The 12,694-nt window shown below is 40.1% G+C and carries 11 protein-coding genes and 1 other RNA gene; 3 read left to right on the top strand and 9 right to left on the bottom strand.

The annotated features are described in order from the left end of the window. Nucleotides 1-31 precede the first annotated feature (31 nt). From cdsZ to CSEC_RS03405, 3 genes are all read left to right on the top strand, one after another. Nucleotides 32-835, top strand: coding sequence for a zinc ribbon domain regulatory protein CdsZ (gene cdsZ / locus CSEC_RS03390; RefSeq protein ID WP_154017612.1), 804 nt, complete (start codon nucleotides 32-34; stop codon nucleotides 833-835). 11 nt (nucleotides 836-846) lie between these two features. Beyond that, nucleotides 847-1,224, top strand: an RNA gene (rnpB, locus tag CSEC_RS12625) — RNase P RNA component class A. A gap of 67 nt (nucleotides 1,225-1,291) precedes the next feature. Further along, nucleotides 1,292-2,107 carry an F-box-like domain-containing protein gene (locus CSEC_RS03405; protein WP_079977960.1) on the top strand — a complete coding sequence of 272 codons (816 nt, stop codon included), beginning with the start codon at nucleotides 1,292-1,294 and terminating at the stop codon, nucleotides 2,105-2,107. A 618-nt stretch (nucleotides 2,108-2,725) separates the two neighbouring features. Here CSEC_RS03405 and folE read toward each other — a convergent pair. From folE to lon, 9 genes are all read right to left on the bottom strand, one after another. Next, entirely contained in the window at nucleotides 2,726-3,394 is a 669-nt protein-coding gene (gene folE / locus CSEC_RS03410; protein ID WP_041016988.1) for a GTP cyclohydrolase I FolE, read from the bottom strand. Then, nucleotides 3,391-4,179, bottom strand: coding sequence for a TrmH family RNA methyltransferase (locus tag CSEC_RS03415; protein WP_053331729.1), 789 nt, complete (start codon nucleotides 4,177-4,179; stop codon nucleotides 3,391-3,393). Before CSEC_RS03415 ends, folE begins: the two co-directional genes overlap by 4 nt. 12 nt (nucleotides 4,180-4,191) lie before the next feature. Then, nucleotides 4,192-5,799 carry an ABC-F family ATP-binding cassette domain-containing protein gene (locus tag CSEC_RS03420; RefSeq protein ID WP_041016989.1) on the bottom strand — a complete coding sequence of 536 codons (1,608 nt, stop codon included), beginning with the start codon at nucleotides 5,797-5,799 and terminating at the stop codon, nucleotides 4,192-4,194. Nucleotides 5,800-5,931: 132 nt separating this feature from the next. Beyond that, a complete protein-coding gene (locus CSEC_RS03425; protein ID WP_041016990.1) occupies nucleotides 5,932-6,921 on the bottom strand; it encodes a tyrosine recombinase XerC in 990 nt (329 codons plus the stop codon). Between the two features lie 75 nt (nucleotides 6,922-6,996). Next, a complete protein-coding gene (locus CSEC_RS03430; protein ID WP_041016991.1) occupies nucleotides 6,997-7,248 on the bottom strand; it encodes a hypothetical protein in 252 nt (83 codons plus the stop codon). A gap of 103 nt (nucleotides 7,249-7,351) precedes the next feature. Further along, nucleotides 7,352-8,272, bottom strand: a complete 921-nt coding sequence (locus CSEC_RS03435; RefSeq protein ID WP_041016992.1) for a ribonuclease Z — start codon at nucleotides 8,270-8,272, stop codon at nucleotides 7,352-7,354. A gap of 71 nt (nucleotides 8,273-8,343) precedes the next feature. Beyond that, the gene (locus tag CSEC_RS03440) at nucleotides 8,344-9,561 is read right to left on the bottom strand and encodes a rhomboid family intramembrane serine protease (RefSeq protein WP_041016993.1); all 1,218 of its coding nucleotides are present in this window, start codon (nucleotides 9,559-9,561) and stop codon (nucleotides 8,344-8,346) included. Nucleotides 9,562-9,593: 32 nt separating this feature from the next. Next, nucleotides 9,594-10,112: an adenylyltransferase/cytidyltransferase family protein gene (locus CSEC_RS03445; protein WP_053331730.1), complete on the bottom strand. Its 519-nt coding sequence runs from the start codon at nucleotides 10,110-10,112 to the stop codon at nucleotides 9,594-9,596. A gap of 45 nt (nucleotides 10,113-10,157) precedes the next feature. Next, complete coding sequence (gene lon / locus CSEC_RS03450) at nucleotides 10,158-12,650, bottom strand: endopeptidase La (RefSeq protein WP_053331786.1); 2,493 nt, start codon at nucleotides 12,648-12,650, stop codon at nucleotides 10,158-10,160. Nucleotides 12,651-12,694 lie beyond the last annotated feature (44 nt).

Raw genomic sequence — 12,694 nt, forward strand, 5'->3', positions numbered from 1 at the left:
TATTAAGAGCTCGCAATTTTTAAGGAAAGCTATGCCAAATTTTCAAAATTCTTCTCAAGGCAACATTTTAGAAATTCTCGCCACGATCCTTGAAATCCAAGAACTTGACATGCAAATGATTCAGTTGATGCGATTAAAAAAGGAACGTCAACGAGAACTTGAAAATATCAATGCGATTAAAGGTGATTTGACTCATCAAGTTAAAGCGAAAGAAGATGAAATTGTTGAACTTAAAACAATTATCAAGATTAGTGAAGAAGAGTTAGGCGAACTTCAAAATCACATTAAAGATCTTGAGAATAAACAAAGTTCTATCAAAAAAGTTGATGAATTCAACGCTTTAAGCCATGAAATGGCCGCCTCAGATAAACAGCGCACTTTAAAAGAACAATCTCTCAGCGATCTATACGACAAATTAACGAATGAAGAAGATCACCTTAAAAATTTTAGAGAAAGCTTGGAATCCACGACTGAAAGCAGCAAAGTATTGGAAAACGAGATTTTTGAGCGCATTTCTGCTATAAATAAAGAAGGGAAGGTGATTAAGGAGCAGCGAGATGAACTCGTTAAGCAAGCCGATCCAGAAGTTTTCCGTATTTATGAGCGTCTTTTAAATAATAAAAAAGACCGTGTGATTGTGCCTATCGAAAATAGAACTTGCAGCGGCTGCCATATCCAACTTACCCCTCAAGATGAAAACCTCGTTCGGAAAGCTGAACGCATCACTTTCTGCGAACATTGTTCCCGAATTTTATATTGGGCTGAAACTAACGAAGCTGACGCGCAAGTTGGAACAAGAGTTAGAAGAAGGCGTACCACCAAACAAACTGCTTAAAAACCATTTTCCTGGGAAGAGGCGCAAATTGCTCTTTCTAACTTGTTAGAAGGGGAGGAAAGTCTGGACTCCATAGGAGAGGATACCAGCGAAAGGCTGGGGGCCGTAAGGCTACGGAAAGTGCAACAGAAAGTATTCCGCGGCTTATCTTCCTTCGGGGAGATAGACCGACAGGGTGAAATGTCTGTTTTAGGAACAGACCCCATCCGGAGTAATCCGGATGAAGCGGCAAACCCTATCCGGAGTAAGTCAAAGTCAGGTAATGAGTGCTTCCGCTCTACCTGTAGTAAGACGCTTGAGGGCCTTGGCGACAAGGCTCCTAGATGAATAATTTGCCGTCAAAGTTTTACTTTGATGAACAGAATCCGGCTTACTCTCTTCCCAGGTTTTTCTTACAGATTCTTGCCATAAAATAATAAAATAATTTTTTTTGATTTTTTCCTGATATCGACATCGATGAACGATTTTCCACAAATTAATTCTTCCCTCCCATGGGTAGATATGCCCGGTATGGGGGCTACGAATCCTAGGATACCTAAGGAAATTTTGGCATTAATCTTTGATTTTTTGCCTACACAACAAGCACTGGGAACTTGCCGCTTGGTTTCTAGAGAGTGGAGAGCCTCTTATCCGGAAGAAACCATAAAACTTCGTTATCGCTTATCCATAGCGTTCATGAAAACTGAAAGCTTCCTTCATTCTTCTAAAGAAGTCGCCTTTACCTTGAACTATCTTTTGCGCATCAAAGATTTTGAGAAAGTTGCTTTCCTCTTTAAGGAATTGGAAGAGTCATTCTCAAACAATATGAGTTGCGATAGAGACCTATTTCTATCCCTTTTAAAGTTTGCAGCTGAAAATGATTGTTTTTCGCTTATTCTTTGGATGCGATTAACTCCTGCGTATCTACAATACTTAAAAGAAAACGAAGGGAAGGTTTATTCTATTTTTATTAAAAATATAAAACCTAATCTAGAACTTATAAAAAGTTATTTACACGCTTTGGGCGAGAGCGAAAAAAAGATCTTTTTTAATCATTTACAGAATATGCATCAAATGAGCTTTAAGAGTGTTTATTTTGACCCTGAGTACACAATTGACAATAGTTGGAACTATCGCCTTTCTCTTATGTACCGTTTAGACTCTCTTAAAAAAATACCCCCTCAAACTCAAGATATTTCTACAAGCTTGTTTTCATTTATAAGTGAACACTACCCCGATCACGAAGAACTGCTAAAAGAGTGGGTTCACTCCACCGGCTTGCCTAGTCTCTAGTCAATTTCTTAAATTAATTCACTTTCACATAGTGTTGTTTACTTCAATATTAGCCTTCTAAAATAGCTGGGGCATCTTTTTTCCTAAATTTTCACACACCGGACTAACGAAGCTACCTTCATGCTTCTAAGAGGCGTATAATAGAAACAGTTTTCGAGCATTTGTGAGTAAAATGCCTCAAAATATAAAAGCGCGTACGGAAAAGAGGTTTGCAAGCAAAGCAATATTGCTATTTTAACCTTCTTAATAAGGCGTTGTTTTCCGATCGATTAGTCATTTGAGGATTCATTTTAAAATTGCATCTCGCTATTTTTCCTGACTCGCCCAACTCTTGAGTTTGGCTTAAGTCATGAAAATTAAGCATCTACAACTTTAAAATGAATCCTCAGGCGAGATTAGGAGCAATCAGGGGTTTAAGTTGCTCTAAGGGATGAAGTCGATAAAAAAGTCGCTTCACCCTTATTCTTAAGTCGTCAGATTGATTTTGCAATGGAAATATTTTTACTTCGCTGCAATTGACCGTCTTTGTAAATTAGCCTCAATTCTTCTTCGAGATTGACTGATGTGAAATTTTTGAAGAGCCTCCTGAAGCCTAATCCTTGCGGATGATTCTATTCGTTAGTCAAGATCCTTAGCTTTTAGCGCTTGATAAAACTCTTCTCTTCTTTTCAGGTCTTTTTCAAAAGCGCCTTTTAAAACGTAGGTAATGGTATGGCTAACCGCATCCTCAATACCTCTTGCAATCATGCAATAGTGTTTTGCGGCAATGCAGACAGCTACATCTTCAGTTCCGAGTATTTTTTGAAGGGAATCTGAGATTTGAGCTCCTAGTCTTTCTTGCATTTGCGGCCTTTGCGCAAAAAACCTGACAATCCTAGGAATTTTTGATAAGCCTATCACTTTATCTTTAGGGATGTAAGCGACATAAGCATTACCTGAGATGGGAACAAAGTGATGTTCGCAAAAGCTATTAAAGTTAACTTTAATAAAAACAATGTTGCCGTTTTCTGAATTTCGAAACTCATTGTCGACAAAGCTTAAGGAAGGGAATGTGGTGTCATCAAGCCCTGTAAAAACTTCATTGACATACATTTTAGCGACTCTCTCTGGAGTTCTTGCAAGAGAAGGATGGTCTAAATCAAGGCCGAGAGCGATCATGATGTCTCGAAACCTTGAGGCGATAAGATCCATTTTTTCTTGTTTGGAAAGCTTGGGGGCTGTTTTGGATTTAGGGTATGGGAAGCTTGTCTGAATGGCTTCCTCATAGAAAAAATCATCTTCTTTCATAGGGACAGGTCCTTCTGTTTAGTTCTTATTTGATGGTCGCTTGCAGCTTTAAAAGCCGCTATGGCAAAGGCCGCTGCCACATTGATTGAGTTTTTATAACCTTGCAAAGGAATAGTAATAAGGAAATCGGCCGCCTTTAAAACTTCCTTGGAGCAGCCATACTCTTCATTGCCAAGGGCAAGTGTAAAAGTCTCAGGAAAGATAAATTCCGTAAGAGGAATACCATCAGGGCTAGTTTCCAGGGCAATTAGAGGCTTTGGGAGTGCTTCTAAACAGGCTTTTTCGCTTGAGATCCAGCTATCCGCTTCCTTGGCTGATTTCTTAACCTTAGGGTTATCGGTAAAAGGGGTGTTTTCTGAAAAAAAAACCTTTTGGAAACCGATACTTTCCGCAGTCCTAATTACGCTTCCGACATTAAAGGCAGACCGTAAATTATCAAGGTACACAAAGAAAGGCAGTTTTTTAAGGGTCGCTGCCTTGTCTCTAGAGGTTACTTGAGGAAGCAGGTGATGCTCTTTTAAAGATTGAAAAGCAGCCCTCAAGTGAAAGTGATAACGGTCGGAAAGATCTTTTAGATCCATAAGTTCGGTTGTTAAACTTAAAGCCATCCAATCTATTAAAATTTGATAGCTGTCAAAAAAATGCTTAACAGGTTCTTGGGTTAGCATGGCTTCATAAGCAGACCGAAGCAACTCCGCACATTTTTTATGCTGGCTTTCGGAAGGCAAGGATAGAAACTTGCCTTCTTGAAAATGAAGTGTGTCTTTACGAAAGCAATGAGCCATCCGATCCTAATTTTATTTCTTTTTAGCTTTAGCTAGTATCTCATCTTTCTTCTTTAGATATTCTTCTAGATTTCCGTCAAAAACGTGAATGCCGTCATCTTCAAAAGCAATAATTTTGGTCGCGAAGTCGGCAAGCAAACTTCTATCGTGGCTTGCCACAATTGCCGTCCCTTTGTATTCATTTATACCCCAGCCAAGAGCTGAAACAGCTTCGAGGTCGAGGTGGTTATTCGGCTCATCCATAATCACAACGTTATGGTTTGTAAGCATCATGGCCGCAATAATAAGCCTTGCAGTTTCGCCCCCGGATAAGGTCTTAATCTTTTTAAAAGCATCATCTCCGCCAAAAAGAACTTTTCCCATAACACTTCTGATGTCTTGATCGTAAGCGTCCGGTTTTTTTTGCTTTAACCAATCAAAGGCGTTGACGCCTTCTTGTTTAATTAAAATGTCGCTATGGTTTTGGGGGAAGTAACAGATTTCCGATTGGTGGCCAAGCTCAACTTTTCCTTGATCGGCTTCAATTGCGCCGGCTAAAAGCTTAAGGAGCGTTGTTTTTCCACGGCCGTTATTCCCGATGACCCCGATTTTATCGCCTCTATGAATCTCAAGGGAGAAATTCTTGATGACCTTTTTATCCTCGTAGGATTTTCCTAGACCTTGCGCTTTTAAAACGATTTGTCCGGGTTGCTTTTCAGGGGTTTGAAAACGGATGTAAGGTCTTTGAATGTTACTTGTCTTTGTTTCCTGAGGCTTTAATCTATCTATCTCGCGAATTCTTGATTGAACCTGGCTTGCGCGTGTTCCGGCAGCAAACCTGGCGACAAACTCTTTTAACTGAGCGATTTTCTTCTCTTTTGATTTAGCGTCTTGGGCTGCACGATCACGAACGGCGGTTTTTGCTACCACCATATCATCGTAGTTGCCGGGGTATAGAATAATCGTCTCGTAATCGATATCGGCAATGTGGGTGGTTACCGAATTTAAAAAATGGCGGTCGTGGCTTGTGACAACAAGTGCTCCGGTATAATTAAATAAAAAGGTCTCGAGCCATCCGATGGATTCCATATCCAAGTGGTTTGTCGGCTCATCAAGAAGGAGGGCTTGCGGGTGTCCAAAAAGAGCTTGGCATAAAAGAACCCTAAATTGAGTGTCGGTAGGTATTTCATGCATTTTCATTTCGAAGTATTCAGTCTTTACCCCCATACCGCTAAGAAGAACTTCAGCTTCTGACTCGGCAGAATACCCATCTTCTTCCGCGATAATGCCTTCTAACTCCCCAAGCCTCATGCCGACTTCATCGGTCATTTCTACATCATAAAGGGCGTCGCGCTCTTTGAGCGTATTCCAAAGTTTTCTATTTCCCATAATGACAACATCGAGCACCCGGTCTTGTTCATAGTCTTTGATGTTTTGCTTTAGGATGCCGACCCTTGATGGCAAGGTGATGTTGCCGCTTGTCGCTTCTTCCTCTCCCATAATGATTCGCATTAAGGTCGTTTTTCCTGATCCGTTAGGACCGGTTAAACCGTAGCGGTTTCCTTCAGTAAATGAAATGGAAGCATCTTCAAAAAGGGTACGCGGGCCGTAGCGCTTGGAGATTTTATCAAGGACGATCATATTTTTACCAATTTTGGGGTGAAAAACGGAGAGTATACCATAAGGTAAATCAAAAATTCAAGTTAGTAGAATAGACTTCTTTCGAAATTCCATTCCACCGGGAGCGATAAAATAATTATTTTAAAAAACAGGTTAAGCTCTAGGATGCGCTTCATCATACACGGCTTTTTTAAGATCAATACTGACGTGAGTATAAATGGTTGTGGTCGTAAGGCAGCTATGGCCAAGAAGAGCTTGAATGGTCTTTAAATCCATCCCATTTTCAAGCCAATGGGTGGCAATCGTGTGTCTTATGGTGTGGGGAGTCACTTTGCCGGCAAGCGAGCTCATCATAAGGTATCTGTCAAAATTTCTGTCAACCGATCTTGGAGTTAATCTTGTTCCGAGGCGGTTTAAAAAAATAGCCTCAGGGTCATTTTCTTTTAGATGCCCGTCAACTTCCTCATAACGTTCACTATGATTAAGGTAGGCTAAAATCCAGTCGGCGGCATTTTTTGTGATGGGGACAATCCGTTCTTTCTTGCCCTTTCCTTTTAGCTTTAAAAGTAAGTTTTTGTAATCGAAATCTTCTCTATTTAAAGACACAAGTTCACTTACACGCAATCCAGAGCTATAAAAAAGCTCCATGATAACCCGATCCCGAAATCCAAGAAGGGTTCGTGTATCCGGCTGATTGAACAGTTTTAAAATCTCATCGTAGCTTAATGTACAGGGGATTTTCTTTTCGATTTTAGGGGTTTCCATCTCTTCTGCCGGGCTTGCTTCAATGTGCTTCTTAACAGATGCATACTTGAATAAAGACCTCAAAGCGGATAAACGTCTTGCAATAGTTCTTGAGCTGGCATTTTTTTCTTTTAGGAAAGCAAGGTATTTACGGAGCGTTAGCCTGCTGCAATTTTTTAAATCTAAAAGATGATCCTTTTCAGAAACCCGCTTTTCATAAGAGGTTTGGTAGCAGATTTTAAATGGTTTTTCTTCAGGATCCTTTAAGCTTAAGATTTCATTTTCCCAAAAATCCTTAAAGTCATTCAAGTCGATGGAATAGTTTCTTATAGTATGTTCGGAAGCATTTTTTATAATTTTTAAATGAGCAAGGAAATCGTAGCAAACTTTGATGTACATAAAGATCAGAAATTTTAGTTGTGGAAAGTACGTTTAGGAAGTGGTTATAACAGATAGCTTAAATCTTGCAAAGAATCATTCTACCCAGCGGTAAATTATGTGATCCATATAGATGCGCCAGTACACATCTTTAAAAGCGTCTAGAAACTTTTCATCCTTAGAAGAGATGAACCCATGGTAATCAAATTCTTCGAGCATGTCTTTAGGTATAAAAATACCTCTTTCATCGATGTCTTTTTTTAACCTAGGCTCTTTAATCTTTAAAATCTCATCGCTTTCCAGGATAGAGGCGATCTCATCGCCTGTATTTATATTCATAAGACGCATAGGAGAAACCTCAAAAAGAACCTCATAATTATATATTATAAATAAAATTTGAATTTAGATTAACAAGAGTCTTTTTGATTTTAAATTACTGAATGTTAAGGATCTATTCCTTAGGTGGATTCTTAGGGAAGGGGATGGCCATAAGATCGCAAGCCGCTACTGTATTTGGAAAAACTTCTCTTGCTTCTTTTTCAAAAAGACGGTGGTCCAGATATCTTGCGGAATAGTGGGTTAACACTAGTTTTTTTGCCTTTGCTTCTTTCGCAATTTCAGCTGCTTGTCTAGCTGTCAGGTGGAAGTTTTTATGGGCAAGATCCTTATGCTCTTCAAGGTAGGTGCTTTCAGAGAGAAGGATTTCCACATCTCTTGCAAGTTCAACGGCTTGCTTGCAAGGCCTCGTGTCGATAACAACTGCAATGCTGTCACCCTTTCTAATCCAGCTGACTTCCTCAATTGTAATTTTTTTGCCATCAACTTCAATAAAGCCTTGTTCAATCAGTTTTTTGACCATGGTACCCACAATGCGGAAAGTTTTTAGTTTGGCCTCATCAAACTTTCTTAAGTCGGGTTCTGTGATCCTCCAACCGATATTATCTACGCCGTGGTTTAGGAATTTGGCTTCTATACAAAATTTGCCATCATCATGAACCACCCCTTCTTCGCTGACGGGGTGCTCAATCACTTGTATATTTTCATGATAGATCGTTCCATAGCGAAGCCGATCAAAATACTTCTTTCCGCTTGCGGGATAATAACAGTGAATAGGGTGGGTCACTTGATCAAGATTTAAACGCATCAGCATGGAGCCAAGGCCTAAGCAATGATCGCCATGAAAGTGAGAGACAAAAATCCGGTTCACGGTTGGCGGTGCGATATTGGCAAAAATGAACTGGCGCTGAGTGCCCTCGCCCGGGTCAAAAAGTAATCCTTCTTCATTCCAGCGAAACAAGTAGGCCCCGTGATTTCTATAGCGGGTAGGTTGCTGGCTTGAAGTTCCAAGTATGATAAGGTCGCGTGCGCTCATAAGATTATTTTAACCAATCGATAATAAAGGCTAAAAGAATAGCAGAAAAAAAATAGAGATTCAATAGTGTCTTAACTAAAGCTGATTTTCCATGAAAACCAGTTTAATCGGCCGAGAGCATAACCTACTATTCCACCGACAATGTGAGCGGTACTTGCAATAGGGGGCGAGTAATTCGTAAAGGCCAATATTTCTAGAAGAAAGGCAAAAAACTGAATGGCAGCTATTCCAAATACAAATATCAAAATAAAAAGAAAAGTGGACCTTTGCAATTGATAGCCTTCCCAGGGAGCAATTTGCTGTCTTGCATAAACAAAACCGATAAAAGCGCAGATAACGCCAGAAAAGCCAATGAAACTCGGCCCGCTCATTAAGTATTGAGCGATATTGGAAATAACACCTGCAATAAGGATGAGGGTTAGATAGCGGAAAGGGCCTATCTTATCTTCTATTTGGCGTCCTAACACAATAAGCCAAATCATATTAAAGAAAAGGTGGAAAAGATCAAAGTGAAGAAGGGCCGGGGTAAACAAGCGCCAAAATTCACCTTCTCTAATTTTAACAAATAGCGGACCTAAATCTTCAGGGATTCCGCTCCTATCTCTTATATAGGCAACGATAATATCGTAAGCGCCCTTCCAATAAGGTGTTAGGTTGGCTTTTTGATAAAGAATCCTGCCTTCAGGCGGAAGTTGCGAGGGTTCAACTAAAGCTTCAGCGCCATATCTAAGATAGAGCTTTTCATAGATCTCCCAAGCAGTAGGGTAATCGAACATAAGCTCTTTATTTACAGGGGATAAAAAAATCGGAGCGGAAAAGCCTTTTGCCGCATCTTTTGCAGGCGGCTCTAAAATCCCGCTGATAAAGAATATGAAAGAACAGAGGAAAAGAAAAAAAAGAGTCACCTTTCCAAAAGATTTAGTTATGGGCTTGCCTTCATTTGGACTAGCGTTCCCGAGAAATTCCTCATTTTCAGTTTTTCTTGAAGAGGGATCTTCCATTCGAGAAGAATTTTCCATAGGTTGGGCAAAGAATTCTTGCGTTAGCGAAGAAGCTTTTGGAAAAATAGGGTCATCGGGATTTACTTGATAATGCTGATACATGGAATAAACGTTTTCAAAAGCATCCTCATCGTCCACCCAAAGGCGCCATCTAAGGGTTCCATAATCATCGCTGCCCCAATCCGTTACTTTTTCTTGCTCAAAAGAATGATCAATCTTTTTTCTTCTTAAATACTCGGAAAATCGTCTTAAATCATTTTCATTTTGAAAGGTTCCAACAAGCCGCATTCGGTTTAAATCCTTAAGCTTCCAATTGTAATTTATTGATTTTTCTTAATTTTTTTTATGAGATCACTTGTTGCGAGCCCTGGCAATCTTTCGGTGAGATGTAAAATGCCGCCATTTCTTTTAACAACTTCAGCTTCAATGCAGTTTTCCCCATACTCAATGCCATTCACATGGACATCGGGTTTTATCTCATCAAGAAGCGAGCAGGGATCCAATTCATCAAACCAAGTCACATAGCTTACAAATCCGATAGCTGACAGCATCTCAAGTCTATAAACCAAAGGGACAATGGGAAGATGCTTACCTTTATAAAGATGGATAGAGGAATCACTATTAAGCGCAACAATAAGAACATCCGCCAATTGAGAAGCTTCATAAATAATATGCAAATGACCGGCATGGAGAAGATCAAATGATCCGTTTAGCGTGGCGATCGTTTTCCCGTTTTTTCTTAACTCCCGAACCTTAGATTCTAACTCTTTTGGGGGAATCCATTTAAATCTGCAATCTTCTTTCCAGGCTCTCGTAGCTTTGCTTTCGCTTAATCTCATAAAAACCTAACCCCCAAAATCGATTTAAAACCTTCTTTTTTCAATCTAAAAGAAGGAGTCTTTAGAATCCACCAACAAAATACCTTCTCGATATCTTTCAGGAAAGGCAATCTTGGCAACTTCGTCATAATGGTCGACAAAATGAATGTCAATCCCTTCGCGAATATATTCTGGTAATTCCTCGACATCCCGTTGATTTTCCTTCGGAAAAATTAAGGTCTTTAATTTTGAACGCTTGGCTGCCACAATTTTTTCTTTGACTCCCCCAATTGGAAGAATCCTTCCTGTCAAGGTAAGCTCTCCTGTCATCCCAAGGTCTTCAAGAACGGGTTCTCCAAGCAATAAGGAGAGTAAAGCTGTGACCATGGTAATTCCGGCAGACGGTCCATCTTTTGGAGTCGCGCCTTCCGGAATATGGATATGGACTTGTGTTTTTTCAAAGAAAGTGAACTCCTTGGCGTATTTAGTCAGCGCGCTATGTAAGTAGCTCCAGGCTATTTCAGAGGATTCTTTCATGACTTGGCCGGCTTGCCCGGTAAGTTTCATATCCGTTTTTTCACCCGTCACTTTAATGGCTTCAATATAAAGGGTCGCACCACCCATAGAGGTCCAAGCAAGGCCTGTGGCGACGCCAATTGGCGTCGTATCATAAAATCTATCGGAGGTGAATAACGGTTTCCCAAGATATTCTTTTAAATTGTTTGCCGTGACGCGGTACTGATGATGAGGCTTTGGGATTTCCTTTTTCCTCTTTTTTGATGAGGGTTTTTGTGGGATTTTCTCTTCTTCGGATTGAACAATTCTGACGGCTATTTTGCGAAGGGTTTTTTTGATGAGATTTTCAAAATTTCGAACTCCCGCTTCTCTTGCATAGCCATCAATGATTTTCTTAAGGGCGTCTTCTGAAAAATTGACATCCTTAGCTTTGAGGCCCATATCTTTCCGGTTTCTTGGTATGAGGTATCTTTTTGCAATCTCAAGCTTTTCTTCTAAAATATAACCTGACAGTCTCAAAATTTCCATACGGTCTAGAAGGGGAGCCGGGATGGTGTCTAAAACGTTGGCGGTTACAATAAAAAGAACATTTGAAAGATCGCATCGGACATCAAGATAGTGATCTAAAAATTCTTTATTTTGTTCAGGGTCTAAAACTTCAAGAAGAGCTGAAGCCGGGTCGCCATGATAGCTTGACCCCATTTTATCCACCTCATCCAACATGATGACAGGATTCATGGTTTGGCAATACTTGAGCGCTTGAATCAGCTTGCCGGGCATGGCTCCGATATAAGTTCTTCGGTGTCCTTTTATTTCAGCTTCATCGCGCATCCCTCCAACAGAAAATCTATAAAATTTTCGGTTCAGGGCTCTTGCAATGCTTCTGCCGATGCTGGTTTTACCCACTCCCGGAGGTCCTGAAAGACAAATGATGCTCCCTTTAACGCCTTTAGTTAATTTACCGACGCCGATAAATTCTAAAATCCGCTCTTTGATATCTTCAAGGCCGTAATGATCTTCGGCTAAAACATTTTTAGCAACTTTGAGATTATTGCACTCTTCGCTATGAATGCCCCAGGGAATAATGGTTAGCCAATCCAGATAACCCCTTGATATGGCGTATTCAGCGGATTGGACTTCAAGGACGCTTAGCTTCTCAAGTTCTTCTTGAATCACTTCCCGAACATGTTGAGGGACGATTTTATTTTTTAGGCGCTGCTCGAATTTTTCACGGTCGATCGATTTATCATCTCTTTCAATCCCAAGCTCTTTTTTAATGGTCTTGAGCTGTTCTTTAAGAAAAAAGTCTTTTTGGCTTTTGCTTATGGTCGCTTCAATTTTCTGATTGATGCTATTTTGTAAAATGCTTAAATCGAGTTCATTTTTAAGCAAAGTCAAAGATTTGTCTACTCTTCCTTCAATTGAAAAAGTCTCAAGAACTTCTTGCAATTCCTCCCTTGACGCGGTAGTTAGCGCAACCGCAAAATCAGCTAATTTCCCGGGTTCTGTAAAATCGGAATGGCTCAAGAAAATCTGAAGTTCTTCTTTAAAGAGGGGATTTAACTTTAAAAGCTCTTTGATCGTCGAAATTATGCTTATGGAATAAGCCTTTAATTCCTTTGTGATCACCTTAGGGTCTTCATGATATTTAACCGTTGATCTTAGGGGTCTTCCTTCTTTGGGCTTTGAGATTTTAAATCTCTTTTCCATATTTAGGATAACTTGCGCGCCCCCTTGTTCCATAGGGATAATGCGAAGAATCCTTGCCACAACACCGATTGAATATAGGTCTTTAAAATTAACGGAATAGATATCGGCGTCTTCTTTTTTGGTCAAGACAAGACCCAAGCATTTGTGGTCGGATTTTGCAATTTGTTTTAGTAATTCATAGTAAGGGCCCGGGTCTACGACAATAGGCGCTGCCATTCCGGGAAAAAAAGGACGTTTCAAGATAGGAAGAATATCTATTTCATTGGGAGGATTTGCCGGAGCCGAGTTTGACTTTCTTGATCCTTCAAGAGAGGTTATCATCGCATTTTCCATTTCTTGATCAATTTGACTTATTTCTTTTTCTTCGTTCAAAGTGC

Source organism: Criblamydia sequanensis CRIB-18, from assembly GCF_000750955.1.
GTDB classification, from domain to species: domain Bacteria; phylum Chlamydiota; class Chlamydiia; order Chlamydiales; family Criblamydiaceae; genus Criblamydia; species Criblamydia sequanensis.

Coding starts and splice junctions, on each gene's coding strand:
- cdsZ (WP_154017612.1), top strand. CDS start 32: ATGCCAAATTTTCAAAATTCTTCTCAAGGCAACATTTTAGAAATTCTC.
- CSEC_RS03405 (WP_079977960.1), top strand. CDS start 1,292: ATGAACGATTTTCCACAAATTAATTCTTCCCTCCCATGGGTAGATATG.
- folE (WP_041016988.1), bottom strand. CDS start 3,394: ATGAAAGAAGATGATTTTTTCTATGAGGAAGCCATTCAGACAAGCTTC.
- CSEC_RS03415 (WP_053331729.1), bottom strand. CDS start 4,179: ATGGCTCATTGCTTTCGTAAAGACACACTTCATTTTCAAGAAGGCAAG.
- CSEC_RS03420 (WP_041016989.1), bottom strand. CDS start 5,799: ATGATCGTCCTTGATAAAATCTCCAAGCGCTACGGCCCGCGTACCCTT.
- CSEC_RS03425 (WP_041016990.1), bottom strand. CDS start 6,921: ATGTACATCAAAGTTTGCTACGATTTCCTTGCTCATTTAAAAATTATA.
- CSEC_RS03430 (WP_041016991.1), bottom strand. CDS start 7,248: ATGCGTCTTATGAATATAAATACAGGCGATGAGATCGCCTCTATCCTG.
- CSEC_RS03435 (WP_041016992.1), bottom strand. CDS start 8,272: ATGAGCGCACGCGACCTTATCATACTTGGAACTTCAAGCCAGCAACCT.
- CSEC_RS03440 (WP_041016993.1), bottom strand. CDS start 9,561: ATGCGGCTTGTTGGAACCTTTCAAAATGAAAATGATTTAAGACGATTT.
- CSEC_RS03445 (WP_053331730.1), bottom strand. CDS start 10,112: ATGAGATTAAGCGAAAGCAAAGCTACGAGAGCCTGGAAAGAAGATTGC.
- lon (WP_053331786.1), bottom strand. CDS start 12,650: ATGGAAAATGCGATGATAACCTCTCTTGAAGGATCAAGAAAGTCAAAC.